The sequence below is a fragment of the Enemella dayhoffiae genome (genome assembly GCF_002250625.1).
Classification (GTDB): domain Bacteria; phylum Actinomycetota; class Actinomycetes; order Propionibacteriales; family Propionibacteriaceae; genus Enemella; species Enemella dayhoffiae.
In genome coordinates this window covers 107,650-125,678 of sequence record NZ_NMVQ01000012.1, presented here as the reverse complement: position 1 = coordinate 125,678, position 18,029 = coordinate 107,650, and the positions used below count along the sequence as shown (strand labels likewise).

Here is an 18,029-nt window from a genome sequence, read left to right as displayed (position 1 = left end):
TTTGGCGAGGATTCGGTTGCCCTTTTCGCCGGCTGGCGAGTCTGGGACGATGGCGACAGGAGCACACCGTCGAGAGGACCGCGATGACCGAGCAGCAGCTGCCGCGGCTGGACACCAGTGGATGGGAGCGGGTGCTGTGCGTGGTGGCGCACCCCGATGACATGGAATACGGCGCCTCGGCGGCGGTGGCCACCTGGGCGCGCGCCGGGATCGAGGTGAGCTATCTGCTGCTCACCTCCGGCGAGGCCGGGATGCAGCGTCCCCCCGAGGAGGTCGGGCCGATCCGCGCCGAGGAACAACGCGCCGCCTGCGCGGAAGTGGGGGTGGACCGACTGGAGATCCTCCACCACCCCGACGGGATGCTTACCTACGGTCTCGAGCTGCGCCGCGACATCGCCCGGGTGGTACGCCAGGTGCGGCCGCAGGCGGTGGTCACCGGGGTCTGGGAGGTGGAGGCGTACGGGGGCCTCAACCAGGCCGACCACCGCGCCGCCGGGCTGGCCACGATCGACGGGGTGCGCGACGCCGACAACACGTGGGTGTTCCGCGAGCTCGCCGACGAGGAGGGCTTGGCGAAGTGGCACACGACCGCGCTGCTGGTGGCCGGTCATCCGGAGCCCACCCACGCCGTCGCGGTCGACGAGCAGGCGGTGCGGGCCAGCGTACGCTCGCTGCAGGCGCACCAGGCCTATCTGGCCGACCTGCCGAACCACCCGAAGCCCGACGAGTTCATCCCGCCAATCCTCGTCGAGACAGGAAAAGCGGCCGGGTGTGACTATGCGGTCGGGTTCCGGGTCTATGACCTGGGCGGGCTCGCCGGTTCCTGAACCGCCTCGGTGAGCGGGCCCACCACGAGCTCGCGCTGCCACCTTCGCGCGCCCAGCTCGGCCAGGAACGCGTCGACGGCCGTCTCGTCGGCGGGCTCGGGTGGCTGCCACGCCAGCCGACGCCAGAATTCGGGCGTACACAGGTTTTCCGCCGGCACGTCGTGCCGTTCGGCGAGATCGGTCATCACCGCTCGCATCCGCTGGTGCCGGGCGTACGCCTCAGGATCACGGGACTCCCAGGTGCGCGGCGGGGGCGCGCCCTCCGAGGGGAGATGCACCGGTGGCAGCTCGGACTTGGACAGGGACCGGGCGCGGTCGACAGCGGTGACCCAGTTGGTCTCGTAGCGCTTGGCCGAGCGGCGCTGGAAACCGGGTACCTGCTGCAGTTCACGGCGGCCCGGCGCGGTCTTCGCGGCCAACTCGGCGATCGCCTTGTCCGGCAGGATCCGCCCCGGGGCGCGGTCGAGGCGGCGGGCCAGGTCGTCGCGCGCCTGCCACAGTTCCCGGACCACCGCCAGACCGGCGGGAGAGCGTACCGCGTGGATGCCGGAGGTGCGCCGCCACGGGTCGACCCGGGGGACGGCCGGCGTCGAAGCACGCCCGGCCAACCAGGCGAACTCCTGCTCGGCCCACGCAAGCTTGCCGGCCGCCTCGAGATCCGCGACCTGGCGATCGCGCAGCTCGACCAGCAGTTCGACGTCCAGGGCGGCATAGTTCAGCCAGTCCGCGGGCAGGGGACGGGTCGACCAGTCGGCCGCCGAGTGCTCCTTGAGCAGGCGCAGCCCGAAGTAGTGCTCGATCAACGCCCCCAGCGCCACCCGCGGAAACCCGAGCAACCGCCCGGCCAGTTCGGTGTCGAACAGCCGCTGCGGAACCAGTCCCAGCTCGGCCAGGCACGGGGTGTCCTGGGCGGCGGCGTGGATGATCCACTCGGCGTCGGCGATGGCGCTCATCAGGCCGGTCACCGGGGTGCCCGCTTCGGCCAGCGTGACGGGGTCGATCAGGTGGGTTCCGGCTCCGGTACGCCGCAGCTGGATCAGGTAGGCGCGACCGGTGTAGCGGTAGCCCTGCGCCCGCTCGGCATCCACCGCGACCGGACCGCTGCCGCCGGCCAGGGCGGTGATCGTCGCATCGAGCGCCGTCGCGTCGGTGACGACCGGCGGCAGCGGCTCGGCGGGTGCGGCGAGGATCGGCAGTTCCGGCTCGGCGGTCGTGGATTCGGGGTCAGCAGCGCCCGAGGGGTCGGTGGCGGGACTGCTGGACACGGTCCGCAGACTACCGGCCCCGGCGTGCGCCACCGGCACGGCGAGACGGCATGACCAGTACGCCGTCGGGCACCGGGGGGACGCCGGCAACCGTGCAGAGCAGATCGGACCAGGCGGCGAGGTGGACGTCGATGCCGGAGCCGTCGGGGCCCAGCACCGGCGTCCAGGAGGCGCGCACCTCGAGCTCGGCCCGGCCCGGATCGTCCTCCATCGCACCGAACGTTTCGCTGTTCACCGAGGTGACGGTGCCGCTGGGCGCGAGCAGTTCGGCGCCGTGCGCGCTGAGTGCGTCGGTCAGCCAGGACCAGCCGACGTTGGCGAGCAGCGGATCGGTGACCATCTCGGGTTCGATCTCGGCGCGCACATAGCTGACCAGCCGAAACGTGCCTTGCCAGGCGTCGTTTCCGGCCGGATCGTGCAGCAGCACCAGCCGGCCGTTGCCCAACTCGTCGGAGTCGACCAGCACGTCGGCGGTCAGGGCCACCGAGAAGGGGGCGATGCGTTGGGGGGCCGGGATCTCCTCGACCTGCAACTCCGGCCGCCAGGCAAACCCGCTGATCGTCGCCACGGCCTTCTCGAATGGCCGCGGGAGCGGGAGCTGGCTCTTGCTGGTTGGCACCCCTAGAGCCTAGGCAATGGGTCAGTCGAGACGGTTTCGACGCGCCGTGGCAGGATGGCGCGGTGACCGAAACACCCGCCGAACCGACCGGCTCCGACCTGGTGAACGCCGCCCGCGGGGTGCAGGGGGAGCGGGTCCCGGTGTGGTTCATGCGACAGGCGGGGCGTTCGCTGCCGGAATATCGGCAGGTGCGCGAGGGCACCACGATGCTGGAGGCCTGCTTCACCCCCGATCTGGTGCGCGAGATCACCATGCAGCCGGTACGCCGGCACGGGGTGGACGCGGCCATCTTCTATTCCGACATCATGGTGCCGCTCAAGGCCGCGGGGGTGGATCTCGACATCGTGCCGGGCAGGGGCCCGCAGATCGCGCACCCGATCTCATCGCGAGCCGACGTCGAAGCGCTGCGTCCGCTCGAGGTGGGACAGCTGGACGCGATCAGCGAGGCGGTACGCCTGGTCGTCGAGGAACTCGGCGGGCCGGACTCGTCGACCGCGCTGATCGGGTTTGCCGGGGCGCCGTTCACGCTGGCGAGCTATCTGGTCGAGGGTGGGCCCAGCAAGGACTATGCGGCGACCAAGGCGTTGATGGTCGGCGACCCGGAGCTGTGGCACGAGCTGTGTTCGCGGCTGGCGCAGCTGTCGGCGGTTTTCCTGCAGGCGCAGGTGGCGGCCGGGGCGCGGGTGGTGCAGCTGTTCGACTCCTGGGCCGGTGCGCTGTCGGCACGCGACTATCGCGAATATGTGATGCCGCATTCGGCGATGGTGCTCGCCGCGTTGAAGGAGCACGGGGTGCCGCGCATCCACTTCGGTGTGGGGACCGGGGAGCTGCTGCCGCTGATCGGTCAGGCGGGTGCCGAGGTGGTCGGAGTCGACTGGCGGATCCCGCTGGACGAGGCCAGCCGGCGACTCGGCCGGGCGTACGCCGTGCAGGGCAACCTCGATCCGGCGCTGCTGGGTGCGCCGTGGTCGGTGCTCGCCGAGCGGGTACGCCGGGTGGTGCGCGAGGGCGCGGCGGCGAAGGGGCACATCTTCAACCTCGGCCACGGCGTACCGCCGACCGCCGACCCTACGGTCCTGACCCGCATCGTCGAGCTGGTGCACACCGAGGGACCAGACCTGCGCGCCCAGGGGCGGGCGGTAGCCGAGCAGCATCATCAGGAGGAGCAGCAGTGACGACGAAGGCCCGCGACATCAACGAGATGCAGCGCTACACCATGTGGTCGGTGTTCCGGCGTACCGAGATCGTCAAGGATTCCTTTGCGGGCAAGGCGATCAAGGCGATCGAGGCGTTCGGGGCGGAGCACGATCTCAAGGTGCGCGGGTGGTATGACGTGGCCGGGCTGCGGGCCGACGCCGACCTGATGGTGTGGTGGCACGCACCGGAGTACGAGACGCTGCAGCGGGCGTACCACACCTTCCGCGCGAGCGAGCTGGGCCGGACCCTGGAGCCGGTCTGGTCGCAGTTGGCGGTGCATCGGCCGGCGGAGTTCAACAAGTCGCACGTGCCGGCGTTCATGGCCGACGAGCGGGTGCGCGACCACCTGGTCGTCTATCCGTTCGTACGGTCCTACGAGTGGTATCTGCTGCCGGACGCCGAGCGCCGCGCTCTGCTGGTGGAGCACGGAACCCTCGGTCGGGGTTACCCGGACGTGCGCGCGAACACGATGCCGGCGTTCGCGCTGGGCGACTACGAGTGGATCCTCGCCTTCGAGGCGGACGAGATGGGTCGGATTGTTGACCTGATGCGCGATCTGCGCGCCTCGGAGACCAGACGGCACGTGCGGGTGGAGATCCCGTTCTATTCGGGGCGTCGACGGGAGCTGGTCGACATCCTGAAATCCTGGCAGGGTTGAGAAAACAACAATCGGAGGAGCAGCTGATGCGACAGGCACGGATTGACCGCTTCGGCGGGCCCGAGGAGTTGTACGTGGTCACCGACGCGGAGATTCCGCAGCCGGGGCCCGGTGAGCTGTTGGTGAAGGTTCGCGCGGCCGGCACGAATCCGCTGGACTACAAGATCCGCGACGGGTCGTCAGGGCTGGCCAAGAAGTTGACCGAGGCCGACTTCCCGCTGGTGCTGGGCCGTGAGTGCTGCGGCACCGTCGCCGCGGTCGGCGAGGGGGTCGACGGATTCGCCGAGGGTGACCTGGTGTTCGGCATGCCGGATCTGTCTCACCCCGGCCGCTGCTATGCCGAATACGCGACCCTGCCGGCATCGGCGATGGTGCACGCCCCCGAGGGGGCGGACCCGGTCGTGCTCGGTGGCACCTCGCTGGTGGCGTCGACCGCCTGGATCGCCAGCCACGAGGCCGGACAGGTGCAGGCGGGCGACAAGGTGCTGGTGCACGGCGGTTCCGGCGGGGTCGGTCAGCTTGTGGTGCAGCTGTGCCGCCAGGCGGGTGCCGAGGTGTGGGCGACGGCGTCCACGCCCAACCAGGACCGTCTCGTCGAGCTGGGCGCCCACCCGATCGACTATCGCACGCAGAACTTCCTCGAGGTGGCGCCCAAGTGCGGCCTGATCGTCGACGGCGCCTATTTCGACACCTATCTGCCGAGCCTTGACCACCTCACCGAGAAGGGTCGGATCGTTTCCCTGCCCACGTTGACCGACAAGGCACCGGCGGAGGAGCGTGGCATCCCCGTCTTCGTACCGCAGGCGCGTCCGTTGCCCGAGCAGCTGCGCACGATGGCCGAGGACATCACCGCCGGCCGGTTGCTGCTTGAAGTGTCGAAGGTGCTTCCGCTGGAGCAGGTCGCCGAGGCGCACCGCCAGCTCGAGTCCGGCCACACCCGCGGCAAGGTGGTCCTCGACCTCGACGCCTGACCGTCACGTTCCCTGAGCGTGTCGTTACGGTGGCTGAGCCTGTCGAAGCCAGCTGACCCCTGGGTGTTGCGTGCGGGGCTGTCGCACTCTGCTCCCGTATTGGGAGCAGAGTGGGACACGGTCCGGTGCGTTGGGTCTGGGTGAGCGGTGGCGCGGGTGGGCTGTGGATAAAGGGGTGTTGCTGGCTCGAAGTCGTTGGCAGAATGTTGGTCATCCACTCACCCCCTTGTGGAGGCCCGGATGGCTCGGTTTCGCGGTGTTGCGTTGGCAGGCATGGTGCTGCCTGTGGTTGTGGTGGCCGGGTGTGGTCCTGGTGGGGGTGCGCCGGGGTCGGTGAGTCCGGAACCGGCCTCGGTGTCGCCGATGCCGAGTCCGAGTCCGAGTCCGACGGGGAGTCCGACGCCGAGTCAGGAGCAGTTGACCAAGCAGGTCCAGGCCGCGTATCAGATCGCCTTCGACGAGTTCGAGCGGTTGTCGCGGGAGGGTGGGGCTGATCAGCCGTCGGCCAAGATGCTGGAGGTTGAGGAGGGGCTGTACCTGGAGCAGGATCTGGCGCTGTTGAGGGACCAGAAGAAGCGGAAGGTCAAGGTCGAGGGCGGCGGGGCGGTAAGCAAGTCACGTTCCGCGGTTGGCGCGTCCAAGTCTGGCTCAGACTCGCGACTATCACTGCAGATCTGTGAGGACCGAAGGGCGTCTCAGGCGGTTTACCCCGATGGACGTAGGGGCCAGAACCGCCTGTGGCAGGGTTTCGTGTACGCCAGGATGGAAATGGGCCGAGCGAAACTGATTGACGTAGACACCGTGGAGGTTCAACGGTGCGACTGGTGAGCGGGTGCATCTCGGTGGTGCTCGGGATCTCAGTCGGATTTGGCAACGGTGCCCCGGCTGCCGCGGACAAGGGCGGGAACGTCGAAAGCACGCATGTCAGCGTCGCGCCAGAACCGGCTCTTCGCGGTGAACGCATTTCTGTGCGGCCGGGAGGGGACAGTAATACGAAGAGCAATCGCTCGAACGCTGGTACATCAGAGGGGTTAGGTGTCTCCTCGCGTGGAGGGTCCGTGTTGGGTCCGGAGGATCAGGATCGGGTGAGGCGGGGGCTGCAGCCGGTGGAGACTTGTGGTGGGCTCCTGGGGGCCAAGACGGCACCTGGGTGTGGTGGACCTGCGCCCGTGGCTGCTCCGGGGGCGGTGGTTCCTCCTCCGCCGGATCCGCGGGTGGTGGCGCAGCGGGCGGCGTTGCGGTTGCAGGTGCCGGCGCCGGTGGCGCGGGTGGGGCCGGATCCGTCTGTGAATGAGTGGAAGATGGCGGTGGTGGGTTATCCGTTGTGGTTGTGGGCCGAGGGTCAGGATCGGTATGACGCGACGGTGACTGAGCAGGGGATCACTCTGATGCTGTCGGCGCGTCGGACGACTACGCGGTTTGATCTGGGTGATGGGACGGTGAAGTTCTGTGGGTGGACGACGCCGTATCACTCGGGGGTGGCTCCGGCTGCCCCATCCCCGAGTTGTGGTCATCGGTATCTGAAGCCGTCGCCGAAGGGCGGCAGTTACGCGGTGTCGGCGACGACGTTTTGGGAGGTGACGTGGTCGGGGTTGGGGCAGACGGGCACGTTGCCGTTGGAGCGGACTGGTCCGCCTATGCGGTTGCCGGTGGGTGAGTTGGTGTCGGTCCGCACGGGCGGGTGAGCCCACGGCATCTGCCTCCAGACTTCTTTCCACAGATCCCGGAATTCGTTGGGTGAGGATTTGCATTGCTTCGCATGCCCTGCGACTCAAGGAACGTAAGCCCATGCCCTCGGTTGGTTCCGCGACTCGAGAAAACCTGCGGCCAACTCACCTCACGGCTGACTCCACCGCGACGACTACGGGACATGGACATTCAATTGCTGCCCATTCCCGCCGACGAGCTGGATGAGATTCGCCGAACCGGTCACGACCTCCACGGACATCCGATCGAGGTGTCCGAGGACCGCGCCCCTGGCCGACAACTGCGCTGCTGCCTCCGCAAGTCTGCGCAGGGGGAGCGGGTCGCGCTGATCGGTCATGCGCCCCTGCCCACCAACTGCGCCTGGCGGGAGGTTGGGCCGGTGTTCATCCATGCCGACGAATGCCCGATTCCCTTTGCGGACGAGTTTCCCGACTGGCTCGACGAGGGCGATCGCGTGCTGCGGGCGTACGACCACAACGGCGCGATGCGCTATGAACGCAACGTCGTCGTTCCGCCCGGTGGCGGCGTACAGGACGCGCTGCGCGAGTGCCTCGCCGACCCGGAAGTGAGCGAGGTGCACGTGCGCAACCTGCTCGCGCAGTGCTTCATCACCCGCGCGGTGCGGCGTACTCAGCCCTCCTCGGCCGGCTCCAGCGACAACGCGATCGAGTTGATGCAGTAGCGCTGATCCGTCGGCGTACCGTAACCCTCGCCCTCGAACACGTGGCCCAGGTGTGAGTCGCAGGTCGCGCAGCGCACCTCGGTCCGGGCGTACCCCAGGTGATGGTCGGTGTCGTAGATGACCCGGTCCTCGGCCAGCGGGGCATAGAACGAGGGCCACCCGCAGTGGCTGTCGAACTTCGTCTCGCTGCGGAACAGTTCGGTGTTGCACGCCTTGCAGCGATAGACGCCGACGGTCTTGGTGTCGGTGTACTCGCCGACGTGCGGCGCCTCGGTCGCGGCCCCGCGCAACACGCGGTATTCCAGGTCGTTCAGCTGGGCGCGCCACTCAGCCTCGGACTTGATCACCTTCAGCTTGCCGGTCTGCTCGGTCATAACCCCTCCTGGTCTCAAGGCCCAAGGGTAGTCCGGCGGAATCGGCGGCCCTAGGCTTGGCCGCATGCCGACCAAAGCGATCGAGCTCAAGGTGGGGGAGCGCAGCGTACGCGTCTCCAGCCCGGACAAGGTGTACTTTCCCGATCTGGGTCTGACCAAGCTCGACGTGGTGCAGTACTACCTGTCGGTCGCCGAGGGCATGGTTGCAGCCCTCTATCAGCGGCCCACCACGATGGAGCGGTGGCCGGGCGGTGTGCGCGAAGGGATGCGCCTGGTCACCCGGATGGGGGATGGCGGGGACGCGTTCTATCAGAAGCGGGTCCCCAAGGGAGCGCCCGACTGGGTGCAGACCGCCACCATCACCTTCCCGTCCGGTAGAACCGCTGACGAGGTGTGCCCCACCGAGCCGGCAACCCTCGCCTGGATGGGAAACCTCGGCACCCTGCGATTTCACCCGTGGCCGGTGCGCATGGCCGACACCGAGGCGGTGGACGAGCTGCGGATCGACCTGGATCCTCAGCCGGGCACGGATTTCGGTGATGCGGTCATCGCCGCCCAGGAGCTGCGCGGCGTGCTCGAGGAGGCTGGTCTGGTTGGTTGGCCGAAGACCTCTGGTGGTCGTGGGATGCACGTTTTCGTTCCCGTGCAGGGGTGTTCGTTCGTGGACGCGCGTCATGCAGTGATCGCCATCGGGCGCGAACTGGCTCGCCGCATGCCCGACCGCGTGACCACCAACTGGTGGAAGGAGGAGCGGGGGGAGCGCATCTTCGTGGACTACAACCAGATGGCGCGCGACCGGACCATCGCTTCCGCGTACTCCGTCCGCCCGGTGCCGCAGGCCCGGGTGTCGACACCGTTGACCTGGCAGGAACTTCCAGAGGTGGACCCGGACGACTTCACCGTGGTGACCATGCCAGCCAGGTATGCCGAGCTGGGTGATGTATGGAAACCCATGTATGACAGCGAGCCCGGTGACATCGGGATCGCGCTCGACTGGTACGCCCGGGACGCGACCTCCCCCGACGGTGGCGAAATGCCCTATCCCCCTGAGTATCCGAAGATGCCGGGGGAACCGGCCCGGGTGCAGCCGAGCCGCAAGGTCGCCGCAAACTGGGTGGGCGAGAACTGAGCAAGACCGGGGATTTTCTGGCCCAGCAGGCCAAGCAGATTCAGCAGGTCTTGCCCATCAGATCGCCACCGAGGCCGATCGACGCCTTCAGCACCGGGTCATCCTTCGGTAGGGGCAACGGTCAACAAGAGGCTGAGCAGGGCGGTCAAGGCGGCGGCGCGGGCGAAGGGGGTGCATAAGAGGCGTCTCATTCGGCGACACCTTGACCGAAGCGAGTGCAACCCCGCTGGGTGGGGCAGAATGTCGCAATGGCGAAGCAGAAGAACGTTCTGGTGTCGGACGCGCTCCGGGTCGAGCCGCGAACGACGGTTCGGGTGGAGGATTTCGATGCCGAGGGTACGCCCGGCTATCCGGGCGAGGGCAAGGACGACGCGATCGAGCAGACCCAGACGATGGCCGAGGAACTGTCCGACCTGCAGGAACGGTTGTACGCCGAGGGCCGCGACAACCCCGGCGCGCGCCGCGTGCTGCTGCTCCTGCAGGGACTCGACACCTCCGGCAAGGGAGGCGTGATCCGACACAGCGTCGGGCTGGTCGACCCGCAGGGCATCCAGCTCAAGGCGTTCAAGGCTCCGACCGCCGAGGAGCGTAAGCACCACTACCTGTGGCGGATCAAGAACGCCCTCCCCGGGCCCGGCATGATCGGCATCTTCGACCGCTCGCACTATGAGGACGTGCTCGTCGTGCGCGTGGAGAACCTGGTCCCGCAATCCGAATGGAGCAAGCGTTTCGACGAGATCAACAAGTTCGAGGCCGAGCTCACCGAGCAGGGCACCACCCTCATCAAGTGCTTCCTCAACGTCTCCCACGACGAACAGAAGCAACGCCTGCTGGAGCGCCTCGACAACCCCGAGAAACACTGGAAGTACAACCCGGGCGACGTCGACACCCGGCTCAAGTGGCCCGCCTACCTGGAGGCGTACGCCGACGTGCTGACCCGCTGCAGCACCGAGCACGCACCGTGGTTCGTGGTGCCGGCGAACCGCAAGTGGTATCGCAACTGGGCGGTCACCCGACTGCTGCTGGAGCACCTGCGCGCCCTCGACCCGCACTGGCCGGCCGCCGACTTCGACGTGGCGGTCGAGCGCAAGCGGGTCGAGGAGAGCTGAGCTCAGCCGGCGACCACGTGCAGGTGCCGTTCGGTGGTCTCCTCGGCCACCTGCGCGGGCCGCAGCCCGACGTCGACCAGGTCCATGGCCGCGACGGCGTAGCGTCCCCAGGCCACCTCGAGCAGTTCCTGCTGGGCGCCGAGCGGCTCGGAGATGGCGATCGCACCGGCGCGCCGGGCCTGCTCGGCCTGCTCGCACCAGTTCTCGTCCGGGGCGAGGAACAGCGAGCCGACGGCGATGTGTCGCCGACCCTGAGACCGCAGGGAGGCGATCGCCGCCGCCGTCCCTGGGGCGCTGCCGGTGGCGTTGGCGGTGAGCACCGGCAGCTTGTGGTGCAGCGACCACTGCCGGGCGCGCCGGGCCAGCAGGGCCTGGCTGCGCTGGTCGTGGGCGCCCTCGGCGGCCAGCACCAGTGCGTCCAGTTCGGCGGCGTGGGCCGCGGACAGTGCCGCCCGCAGTTTGCGGTCGACCAAGCTGAGCAGGGAGGCCTCGGGCCCGACCGGGCGGGCGAGAGCGAAGGACAGGTGCGGGTGTGCGGCACGCACCTTCTCGAGCATGCACCCGACGCGCTCGTCGGGGGCGAAGGTGGCCGACAGGTTCATCGACACGAAGACGACCTCGCTGGTACGTCCGCGCGCGAGTCGGGAGATCACCTGCGGCCCGCTCGGTGGGCAGTGATCCAGGAAGGCCGTGTGCACTGACACCTCCGGGCGCATCTCCTGCATCCGCACGCGCAGGGCGTGGGCCACCTCGGCCACCTTGGGGCTGGTGCTCCCATTGGCCAACAGGACGAGTGCAGGTGCTGCCATCTCAGTGCCTTCCTGAGTTAGGACAGGAGGTGCCGCCGGGCGGCGCCCGGGCGTGCACCACCCGTGGGCGGAATCGGCGACGGTGCCGGCTCGGTTACTCAACCTCCTATGGACCCATCACCACAACCGATTTCTCAATTAATGAGATGCTTGTCCATAATATGGATGACTTCAGCAGGGCGGTTCATTTATGGGCTGTCGGAAGCCTTCGCGGGACGGTCCAGCACGTGGTTGGCCTGCTCGGCGGTGATTCCGGCGAAGCGCGGGGCGACCTTGGCGATGGCGGCGTTCAGCGCCCCGCCGACCAGCACGGCGAAGGCGACCAGGTACAACCAGGCGAGCAGGGTGATCGGCGCCGCCAGCGGGCCGAAGATGGAGGCGGTCCCGGCCAGCACCAGCAGTCCCCAGCGCAGCGCCCAGGAGCCGACCACCCAGGCCAGCACCGTCAGCACCGCTCCGGGCAGGTGTGCGCGCCACCGGTTGCGGACCGGCGTGGCCAGGTGCAGCAGCGAGCACAGCACCAGCACCGACACGCCCAGCACGATCGGCCAGTAGGCCCGACCGAGCCAGGCCACGACGTCAGGCAGCAGCCGGTCGACCACCCGTGGCCCGGCCACCACCAGCGGCAGGATGATCGCTCCGCCGACCAGGAACGCCACGTACACCCCGAACGACAACACCCGGGTGCGGATGATCCCGCGCTCCCCGGCGAGCCCGTACATGATCGTGATCGTGTCGACGAACACCGCCATCGCCCGCGAGCCCGACCACAGCGCGATCAGAAAGCCCAGCGACACGATCTCGAAGCGCGGTGAGAAGAGCACCTCGTCCAGCGTCGGCGCGAGCACCTCGTTCACCGCGTCCGGGGTGATGAACCGCGCGGCATAGTGCAGGATCTGATCCCGGAACCCCTCGACGGTGGTGACCGGGAAGCGGCTGGCGATCACGCCCACCGAGCCGGCCAGACCGAAGATCAGCGGCGGCAGCGAGAGCAGGGCGAAGAACGCGACTTCCGCCGCCAGCCCGGTCACCCGGTAGCGCACGCAGGCGGTGAGGGTGTGCCACATGATCCGCCCGAGGGCACGCGCCCGCCCGGCCGCACCGGTCGTGCCCTGGGACTTGGCGATCGGGTCGGGCATGGGCAGTGTCATTCCGGTCAGCATGGGGAAGGGCTTGTCGACATGGGGAAGCACTCTCGACTCGGAAGTGGAGCGCTCTCATGCTCCCAGCCGGGGCGGCGCACGCCACCGCCACCACGCCGGGGGAGACGGGATCGTTACGGCAGGGGTCCCGCCGGGGCGCCCGCTACTGCTGAACGTACGCCTCCAGCTGGTCCCGTTCGTCGGTGAGCTGGCTGATCCGGTGCCTGACCACGTCGCCGATGCTGACGATCGCCGACAGCTGGCCGTCGACCAGGACCGGCAGGTGCCGGATCCGCAGCTCGGTCATCCGCTCCGCCAGCTCGGCGATGTCGTCGCCCGGCTCACAGGTGTGCACCTCGGAGGTCATGATGGTGGCGACATTCTGATCCAGCACCTCGTGGCCGGAGTCGGCCAGCTGGCGGACCACGTCGCGCTCGCTGACGATCCCGTGGATCCCTGAGCCATCGTCGGAGACGACGACCGCGCCGATGCGGTGGTCGCGCAACAGCTCGACCAGCGTCCGGACCGTCTCATCGGGACCGATGGTGACCACGTCACCACCCTTGCGCTGAAGTACGTCCTTGACTCTCATGAGGACACGCTAGTCCGACCATGCGGCAGTGACCAGAGTCACATGCGGTCAGTGCCGCAGATCGCGCAGGTTGATCCCGCGGCGACGACCGCGTACGCCGCGGGTCTGCTCGGCTGATTCCGCACCGGAGCCGTCGTCGGTGGCGCGCCCCTCGAGGAAGCCGCAGGCCAGCACGCGCCCGTCGGCGGCGCGCAGGACCTCGTCGAGCCCGCTCACCGTGGCGGGCAGCAGGGCGTCCAGGGCGTACAGGTGGAACCCGTAGCGGTGCTCACCGTGCCCGGGCAGCGGCTTGGGGCCGTGATAGCCACGCCGCCCGAAGGAGCCGGGGAGCAGGCGTACGCGTTCTGAATCCTCGGCGAGCGCACCGGACTCGAGGTGACTGAGCTCGGGGTCGATCAGCGCCAGCGCGTGGATCAGCGGCTTCTTGAAGGGTGCGTCGATGTCCTCGACCACCAGCAGCAGCTGCAGGGTGCCCTCGGGTACGCCGTGCCAGGCGAGACCGGGGGAGGTGTTCGCCGGTGCCCGGTTGGCCTCAGCGATCATCCCCTCGTGGTGGAAGTCCGGGCTGACCAGGCCGATCTCGACCGGCGCCTGGAGTTCGGGGGCCGACCGCACGCTGTGGCGTACGCCCGCACGCCGTCCGCGCAGGAGGCGGCCGAGGACGGGGGAGACCTGCTCGCGGAGCTTCTGGGTGATCGCCATGTCCCAAGACTGCCACGGCGGGTCTGCCTCAGGGATCTGCGGACATGAAGTGACCTCAGTGTTCCCGGTCGCCGGTCACGTCTGGGCCTCACGTCGCGTCAGGCCACTAGATTGCGTTTCGACCGACGAAGAGGGGAACCCAGATGGTGCACGCCGCCGACAACCACGACCTGATCCGGGTGCAGGGGGCTCGCGAGAACAACCTGAAGGACGTCAGCGTCGAGATCCCCAAGCGCCGGCTGACCGTGTTCACCGGGGTGTCCGGCTCGGGCAAGAGTTCGCTGGTGTTCGCGACGATCGCAGCCGAGTCGCAGCGGATGATCAACGAGACCTACAGCGCGTTCGTGCAGGGGTTCATGCCCAACGTGTCCCGGCCGGAGGTCGACCACCTCGAGGGGTTGACCACCGCGATCATCGTCGACCAGGAACGGATCGGCGCCAATCCGCGCTCGACGGTCGGCACGGTCACCGACGCCAACGCGATGCTGCGGATCCTGTTCAGCCGGCTCGGTGAGCCGCACATCGGCTCCTCCCAGGCGTTCTCATTCAACGTGGCCTCGATCTCCGGGGCCGGGGCGGTCACCGTGGAGAAGCACGGCGAGAAGGTGAAGGAGCGTCGCGAGTTCAACATCACCGGTGGCATGTGCCCGCGGTGTGAGGGGATGGGTCACGTCTCCGACTTCGACCTGACCGCGCTCTATGACGCGTCCAAGTCGCTGGACGAGGGGGCGCTGACGATCCCCGGCTACAGCATGGACGGTTGGTATGGTCGCATCTATCGCGGCGCCGGGTTCTTTCCCCCCGACAAACCGATCGAGAAGTTCACCAAGAGGCAGCTGCACGATCTGCTCCACAAGGAGCCCACCAAGATCAAGGTGGACGGGATCAACCTGACCTATGAGGGGCTGATCCCGAAGATCCAGAAATCCTTCCTGTCCAAGGATCGCGAGGCGATGCAGCCGCACATCCGCGCCTTCGTCGACCGGGCGATCACCTTCGACACCTGCCCCGACTGCGAGGGCACCCGGCTCAGCGAGCTGGCGCGATCCTCCAAGATCAAGGGAATCAGCATCGCCGACGCCTGCCGGATGCAGCTCACCGATCTGGCCGAGTGGCTGCGCGGGGTCAAGGACAAGTCGGTCGCCCCGCTGATCCAGGGGTTGCAGCACACGCTCGACTCGTTCATCGAGATCGGGCTCGGTTATCTCAGCCTGGAAAGGCCTTCCGGGACGCTGTCGGGCGGTGAGGCGCAGCGGACCAAGATGATCCGGCACCTCGGTTCGTCGCTGACCGACGTGACCTACGTGTTCGACGAGCCGTCGATCGGGCTGCACCCGCACGACATCCAGCGGATGAACCAGCTGCTGCTTCAGCTGCGGGACAAGGGAAACACCGTGCTGGTGGTGGAGCACAAGCCGGAGATGATCGCGATCGCCGACCACGTCGTCGACCTCGGCCCGAAGGCTGGTGCCGGCGGAGGCGAGATCGTCTTCGAGGGCACGGTGCAGCAGTTGCGCGGGGCGGACACCCTGACCGGACGGCACCTGGACGACCGGGCTCAGCTCAAGGAGGAGGTGCGTACGCCGACCGGCCAGCTGGAGATCCGCGGGGCGTCGACGCACAACCTGCAGGACGTCTCCGTCGACATCCCGTTGGGGGTGCTGGTGGCGGTGACCGGGGTGGCCGGGTCGGGCAAGAGCTCGCTGATCAACGGATCGGTGGCCGGGCTCGACGGCGTGATCAGCGTCGACCAGACCTCGATCAAGGGGTCGCGGCGGAGCAACCCGGCCACCTACACCGGACTGCTGGAGCCGATCCGCAAGGCGTTCGCCAAGGCCAACGGGGTGAAGCCGGCGTTGTTCAGCGCCAACTCCGAGGGAGCCTGCCCGAGCTGCAACGGCGCCGGGGTGATCTATATGGATCTGGCGATGATGACCGGGGTGGCGAGCACCTGCGAGGCGTGCGAGGGGAAGCGGTTCAACCCCGAGGTGCTGAAGTATCGGCTGGGTGGGTGCAACATCAGCGAGGTGCTGGCGATGTCGGTCAGCGAGGCGGAACAGTTCTTCGCCGACGGCGACGCGCGTACGCCGGCCGCGCACAAGATCCTCGGTCACCTGGTCGACGTCGGGCTGGGCTATCTGACGATCGGGCAGCCGCTGACCACGCTGTCCGGTGGTGAGCGTCAGCGGTTGAAGCTGGCGACGCACATGGGCGAGAAGGGTGGGGTGTACGTGCTGGACGAGCCCACCACCGGGCTCCACCTGGCCGACGTGGAGCAGCTGTTGGCGCTGCTGGACCGGCTCGTCGACTCGGGCAAGTCGGTGATCGTGATCGAGCACCACCAGGCGGTGATGGCGCACGCGGACTGGATCATCGACCTGGGCCCGGGCGCCGGGCACGATGGCGGCAAGATCGTCTTCGAGGGCCCGCCGGCCGAGCTGGTCGCGGCGAAGAGGAAGACGCTGACCGGCACCCACCTGGCCGACTACGTGGGGCACTGAGGCGCCCACAGCGGCGTACGCCTGATCCGGCGCGCGCGACGGTCAATGCTTTTGCGTGGGGTGGGGAAGTGGGCTATGGTTTTCCTCGCGCTTGAAACGGGTGAGAACCCGCAGATCAGGGGCATGCGGACGTGGCTCAGCTGGTAGAGCATCACCTTGCCAAGGTGAGGGTCGCGGGTTCGAATCCCGTCGTCCGCTCGGAGAGTGGGTACTTCCACCCGAGGGAGGAATCCCTCACCAGGGTGGGTTGGCCGAGAGGCGAGGCAACGGACTGCAAATCCGTGTACACGGGTTCAAATCCCGTACCCACCTCGGGCGGTTGGCGCAGTTGGTAGCGCGCTTCCCTGACACGGAAGAGGTCATCAGTTCAAATCTGGTACCGCCCACCAGTGTTTCCCCTAGGCAGAGCGCATTTCAAGGCTCCTGACCAACTGTTCAAAAACCTTGTTTGGGTGCAGTTGGTGCATCAAATACCCCCTTCGCACGCCTCTGGACACAGGTGGATTGGTTGCACAAAGGCGGACGTTTCATGACACGTTTGCAATCCGCCGCACCCCATCAGTGCATGACGAACTCACGCACCCGCAAGCGTACCGATCCCGACCTGGACGCCTTGGTCGCCGATGCCATCCGCCAGGCCCAGCAGGCCGCTGTCAGCCTCAACGGCTCACCGAAGTGGCCCAGCGACTCTCCGAGCTGGCCTCCAACCACCGCCAGCCGCTGCTGCTCACCGTCGAAGAGGCCGGCGAGGCGCTCGGCGTCTCCTGCTCCACCGCCTACGAACTCGGCAACGACCTGGCCCTGCGCGACTACCACGAGCGGTGGCGCAAGGCGGTGACTCGGTCGGCCGGATCGGGCGCCATCCAACTCTGCTGAGCGGCTGATTCGTACGCTGCAGCTAGGTGGCTTTTTCGCGCCGATCTGCTCCCAGCGGGGCGCCCATTCGGACCTGGCAGTGGCGAGCAGGCGCCACGATTCGAGCGCCACAGACGACCAGATTCCGGCGATACCCAGCCCGCCAGCCAGAAGGGACACACCGTCGACGACGTACTCGCCGCACAGAGTCGGCTCCAGCATCTGCACCGGGATCTTCGGCGCACGCGCCAGCAACTGCAGCAGCGCCTCGGCCCAAAGATGTTGCACCACCGGCAGCGCGACAGCCCACCCGACGGCCCAGCAGGCGACCGCCGCGGCGGCGAACGCGAGCAGGAACCGAACCGGCGCCGACACCTTGTGGGTGGCCACGGCCTTCGGCAGCGAATCCAGAGCCACCGCAGGCCGTGGGTCACCGTCGCGGGGATTGTTGCGGGCCGCCGCGTTCACGGCGACACACACCGTGAACGCGGCGACTGCGTTGACCCACCGCAATTGATCCCAGGCCGCCGGCAGGCCCCAGGCGACCAATGCCACACACATCCCGGTGAGCCAGTCGGCCCGTGGCAGCCATCCGGGCAGCCAGTTTCCGCCCGGCAGCAGCGGCATCTGCGACCAGTAGAGGTGACGGCGGCGCGCGGTCTCCTCGGCCGGAGTGGCCGGCTGGACCATCTGGGTCTTGGGGTCTTTGCGGCCGGTCATCACCGCCGGCGGATGCATTCGCGATCCGACAAGCATGCCCACCCACAACACGGCTGCTCCCGGCAACCCGAGCAGTTGCGCGAGCGCACCGAGCACCGCCGCTATCGCGGTGACGGTCATCGACACCGCGGGCGAGCGCTGCTGCTGGGTGCTGCGGGATGGGGGCATCA

Annotated in this window: 17 protein-coding genes and 3 tRNA genes; 12 read left to right on the top strand and 8 right to left on the bottom strand. The window is 68.2% G+C overall.

From position 1 onward, the window contains the following. The first annotated feature begins 83 nt into the window (after positions 1-83). A complete protein-coding gene (locus CGZ93_RS08585) occupies positions 84-827 on the top strand; it encodes a PIG-L deacetylase family protein (RefSeq protein ID WP_094363719.1) in 744 nt (247 codons plus the stop codon). Here the strand turns inward: CGZ93_RS08585 and CGZ93_RS08580 are convergent. Next, positions 797-2,023: an HRDC domain-containing protein gene (locus CGZ93_RS08580; protein ID WP_094363951.1), complete on the bottom strand. Its 1,227-nt coding sequence runs from the start codon at positions 2,021-2,023 to the stop codon at positions 797-799. The two genes, CGZ93_RS08585 and CGZ93_RS08580, sit on opposite strands and share 31 nt — an antisense overlap. A 79-nt stretch (positions 2,024-2,102) precedes the next feature. After that, positions 2,103-2,711 carry a DUF3000 domain-containing protein gene (locus CGZ93_RS08575; protein ID WP_094363718.1) on the bottom strand — a complete coding sequence of 203 codons (609 nt, stop codon included), beginning with the start codon at positions 2,709-2,711 and terminating at the stop codon, positions 2,103-2,105. Positions 2,712-2,773: 62 nt separating this feature from the next. Between CGZ93_RS08575 and hemE the strand changes: the two genes are divergently transcribed. The 5 genes from hemE to CGZ93_RS08545 all read left to right on the top strand — a co-directional run bounded on the left by hemE (position 2,774) and on the right by CGZ93_RS08545 (position 7,926). Further along, complete coding sequence (gene hemE, locus CGZ93_RS08570) at positions 2,774-3,886, top strand: uroporphyrinogen decarboxylase (RefSeq protein ID WP_324252441.1); 1,113 nt, start codon at positions 2,774-2,776, stop codon at positions 3,884-3,886. A 26-nt stretch (positions 3,887-3,912) separates the two neighbouring features. Continuing rightward, positions 3,913-4,566: a hydrogen peroxide-dependent heme synthase gene (hemQ, locus tag CGZ93_RS08565; RefSeq protein ID WP_094363950.1), complete on the top strand. Its 654-nt coding sequence runs from the start codon at positions 3,913-3,915 to the stop codon at positions 4,564-4,566. A gap of 26 nt (positions 4,567-4,592) precedes the next feature. Then, positions 4,593-5,537, top strand: coding sequence for an NADP-dependent oxidoreductase (locus CGZ93_RS08560; RefSeq protein ID WP_094363716.1), 945 nt, complete (start codon positions 4,593-4,595; stop codon positions 5,535-5,537). Positions 5,538-5,954: 417 nt separating this feature from the next. Further along, positions 5,955-6,365, top strand: a complete 411-nt coding sequence (locus CGZ93_RS08555) for a hypothetical protein (RefSeq protein WP_094363715.1) — start codon at positions 5,955-5,957, stop codon at positions 6,363-6,365. Positions 6,366-7,407: 1,042 nt separating this feature from the next. Next, positions 7,408-7,926 carry a DUF1203 domain-containing protein gene (locus CGZ93_RS08545; protein ID WP_094363713.1) on the top strand — a complete coding sequence of 173 codons (519 nt, stop codon included), beginning with the start codon at positions 7,408-7,410 and terminating at the stop codon, positions 7,924-7,926. Here CGZ93_RS08545 and msrB read toward each other — a convergent pair. Next, positions 7,875-8,300, bottom strand: a complete 426-nt coding sequence (msrB, locus tag CGZ93_RS08540; RefSeq protein ID WP_094363712.1) for a peptide-methionine (R)-S-oxide reductase MsrB — start codon at positions 8,298-8,300, stop codon at positions 7,875-7,877. The two genes, CGZ93_RS08545 and msrB, sit on opposite strands and share 52 nt — an antisense overlap. A gap of 64 nt (positions 8,301-8,364) precedes the next feature. Between msrB and CGZ93_RS08535 the strand changes: the two genes are divergently transcribed. Both CGZ93_RS08535 and CGZ93_RS08530 read left to right on the top strand, forming a co-directional pair. Then, positions 8,365-9,429 (top strand): DNA polymerase domain-containing protein, encoded by a 1,065-nt coding sequence (locus CGZ93_RS08535; protein ID WP_094363711.1) that lies wholly within the window; start codon positions 8,365-8,367, stop codon positions 9,427-9,429. Between the two features lie 248 nt (positions 9,430-9,677). Further along, on the top strand, positions 9,678-10,538 hold the full coding sequence (locus CGZ93_RS08530; RefSeq protein WP_094363710.1) for a polyphosphate kinase 2 family protein: 861 nt from the start codon (positions 9,678-9,680) through the stop codon (positions 10,536-10,538). A gap of 2 nt (positions 10,539-10,540) precedes the next feature. On the opposite strand, the gene CGZ93_RS08525 is transcribed toward CGZ93_RS08530, so the two are convergent. The 4 genes from CGZ93_RS08525 to CGZ93_RS08510 form a co-directional block, all read right to left on the bottom strand. Continuing rightward, positions 10,541-11,347, bottom strand: a complete 807-nt coding sequence (locus CGZ93_RS08525) for a sirohydrochlorin chelatase (protein ID WP_094363709.1) — start codon at positions 11,345-11,347, stop codon at positions 10,541-10,543. 188 nt (positions 11,348-11,535) lie between these two features. Next, positions 11,536-12,498 (bottom strand): YihY/virulence factor BrkB family protein, encoded by a 963-nt coding sequence (locus CGZ93_RS08520; protein ID WP_229117306.1) that lies wholly within the window; start codon positions 12,496-12,498, stop codon positions 11,536-11,538. Positions 12,499-12,652: 154 nt separating this feature from the next. Further along, positions 12,653-13,081 carry a CBS domain-containing protein gene (locus tag CGZ93_RS08515; RefSeq protein ID WP_094363708.1) on the bottom strand — a complete coding sequence of 143 codons (429 nt, stop codon included), beginning with the start codon at positions 13,079-13,081 and terminating at the stop codon, positions 12,653-12,655. A 48-nt stretch (positions 13,082-13,129) separates the two neighbouring features. Further along, the gene (locus tag CGZ93_RS08510; protein ID WP_094363707.1) at positions 13,130-13,783 is read right to left on the bottom strand and encodes a YbhB/YbcL family Raf kinase inhibitor-like protein; all 654 of its coding nucleotides are present in this window, start codon (positions 13,781-13,783) and stop codon (positions 13,130-13,132) included. Between the two features lie 143 nt (positions 13,784-13,926). Here CGZ93_RS08510 and CGZ93_RS08505 point away from each other — a divergent pair, with 143 nt between their 5' ends. From CGZ93_RS08505 to CGZ93_RS08490, 4 genes are all read left to right on the top strand, one after another. Beyond that, complete coding sequence (locus CGZ93_RS08505) at positions 13,927-16,284, top strand: ATP-binding cassette domain-containing protein (protein ID WP_094363706.1); 2,358 nt, start codon at positions 13,927-13,929, stop codon at positions 16,282-16,284. Positions 16,285-16,409: 125 nt separating this feature from the next. Beyond that, positions 16,410-16,482, top strand: a tRNA-Gly gene (locus tag CGZ93_RS08500). A 43-nt stretch (positions 16,483-16,525) separates the two neighbouring features. Then, positions 16,526-16,596: transfer RNA gene (locus tag CGZ93_RS08495), tRNA-Cys, on the top strand. 1 nt (position 16,597) lies between these two features. Beyond that, positions 16,598-16,673 (top strand) — tRNA-Val (locus CGZ93_RS08490). Between the two features lie 169 nt (positions 16,674-16,842). On the opposite strand, the gene CGZ93_RS08485 is transcribed toward CGZ93_RS08490, so the two are convergent. Beyond that, positions 16,843-17,979 carry a hypothetical protein gene (locus tag CGZ93_RS08485; RefSeq protein WP_176451694.1) on the bottom strand — a complete coding sequence of 379 codons (1,137 nt, stop codon included), beginning with the start codon at positions 17,977-17,979 and terminating at the stop codon, positions 16,843-16,845. Positions 17,980-18,029 lie beyond the last annotated feature (50 nt).

Bases quoted from the DNA above. Each gene is read 5' to 3' on its own strand.
- CGZ93_RS08585 (WP_094363719.1), top strand. From the start codon at position 84: ATGACCGAGCAGCAGCTGCCGCGGCTGGACACCAGTGGATGGGAGCGG.
- hemQ (WP_094363950.1), top strand. From the start codon at position 3,913: ATGCAGCGCTACACCATGTGGTCGGTGTTCCGGCGTACCGAGATCGTC.
- CGZ93_RS08560 (WP_094363716.1), top strand. From the start codon at position 4,593: ATGCGACAGGCACGGATTGACCGCTTCGGCGGGCCCGAGGAGTTGTAC.
- CGZ93_RS08545 (WP_094363713.1), top strand. From the start codon at position 7,408: ATGGACATTCAATTGCTGCCCATTCCCGCCGACGAGCTGGATGAGATT.
- msrB (WP_094363712.1), bottom strand. From the start codon at position 8,300: ATGACCGAGCAGACCGGCAAGCTGAAGGTGATCAAGTCCGAGGCTGAG.
- CGZ93_RS08535 (WP_094363711.1), top strand. From the start codon at position 8,365: ATGCCGACCAAAGCGATCGAGCTCAAGGTGGGGGAGCGCAGCGTACGC.
- CGZ93_RS08530 (WP_094363710.1), top strand. From the start codon at position 9,678: ATGGCGAAGCAGAAGAACGTTCTGGTGTCGGACGCGCTCCGGGTCGAG.
- CGZ93_RS08525 (WP_094363709.1), bottom strand. From the start codon at position 11,347: ATGGCAGCACCTGCACTCGTCCTGTTGGCCAATGGGAGCACCAGCCCC.
- CGZ93_RS08520 (WP_229117306.1), bottom strand. From the start codon at position 12,498: ATGACACTGCCCATGCCCGACCCGATCGCCAAGTCCCAGGGCACGACC.
- CGZ93_RS08515 (WP_094363708.1), bottom strand. From the start codon at position 13,081: ATGAGAGTCAAGGACGTACTTCAGCGCAAGGGTGGTGACGTGGTCACC.
- CGZ93_RS08510 (WP_094363707.1), bottom strand. From the start codon at position 13,783: ATGGCGATCACCCAGAAGCTCCGCGAGCAGGTCTCCCCCGTCCTCGGC.
- CGZ93_RS08505 (WP_094363706.1), top strand. From the start codon at position 13,927: ATGGTGCACGCCGCCGACAACCACGACCTGATCCGGGTGCAGGGGGCT.
- CGZ93_RS08485 (WP_176451694.1), bottom strand. From the start codon at position 17,979: ATGACCGTCACCGCGATAGCGGCGGTGCTCGGTGCGCTCGCGCAACTG.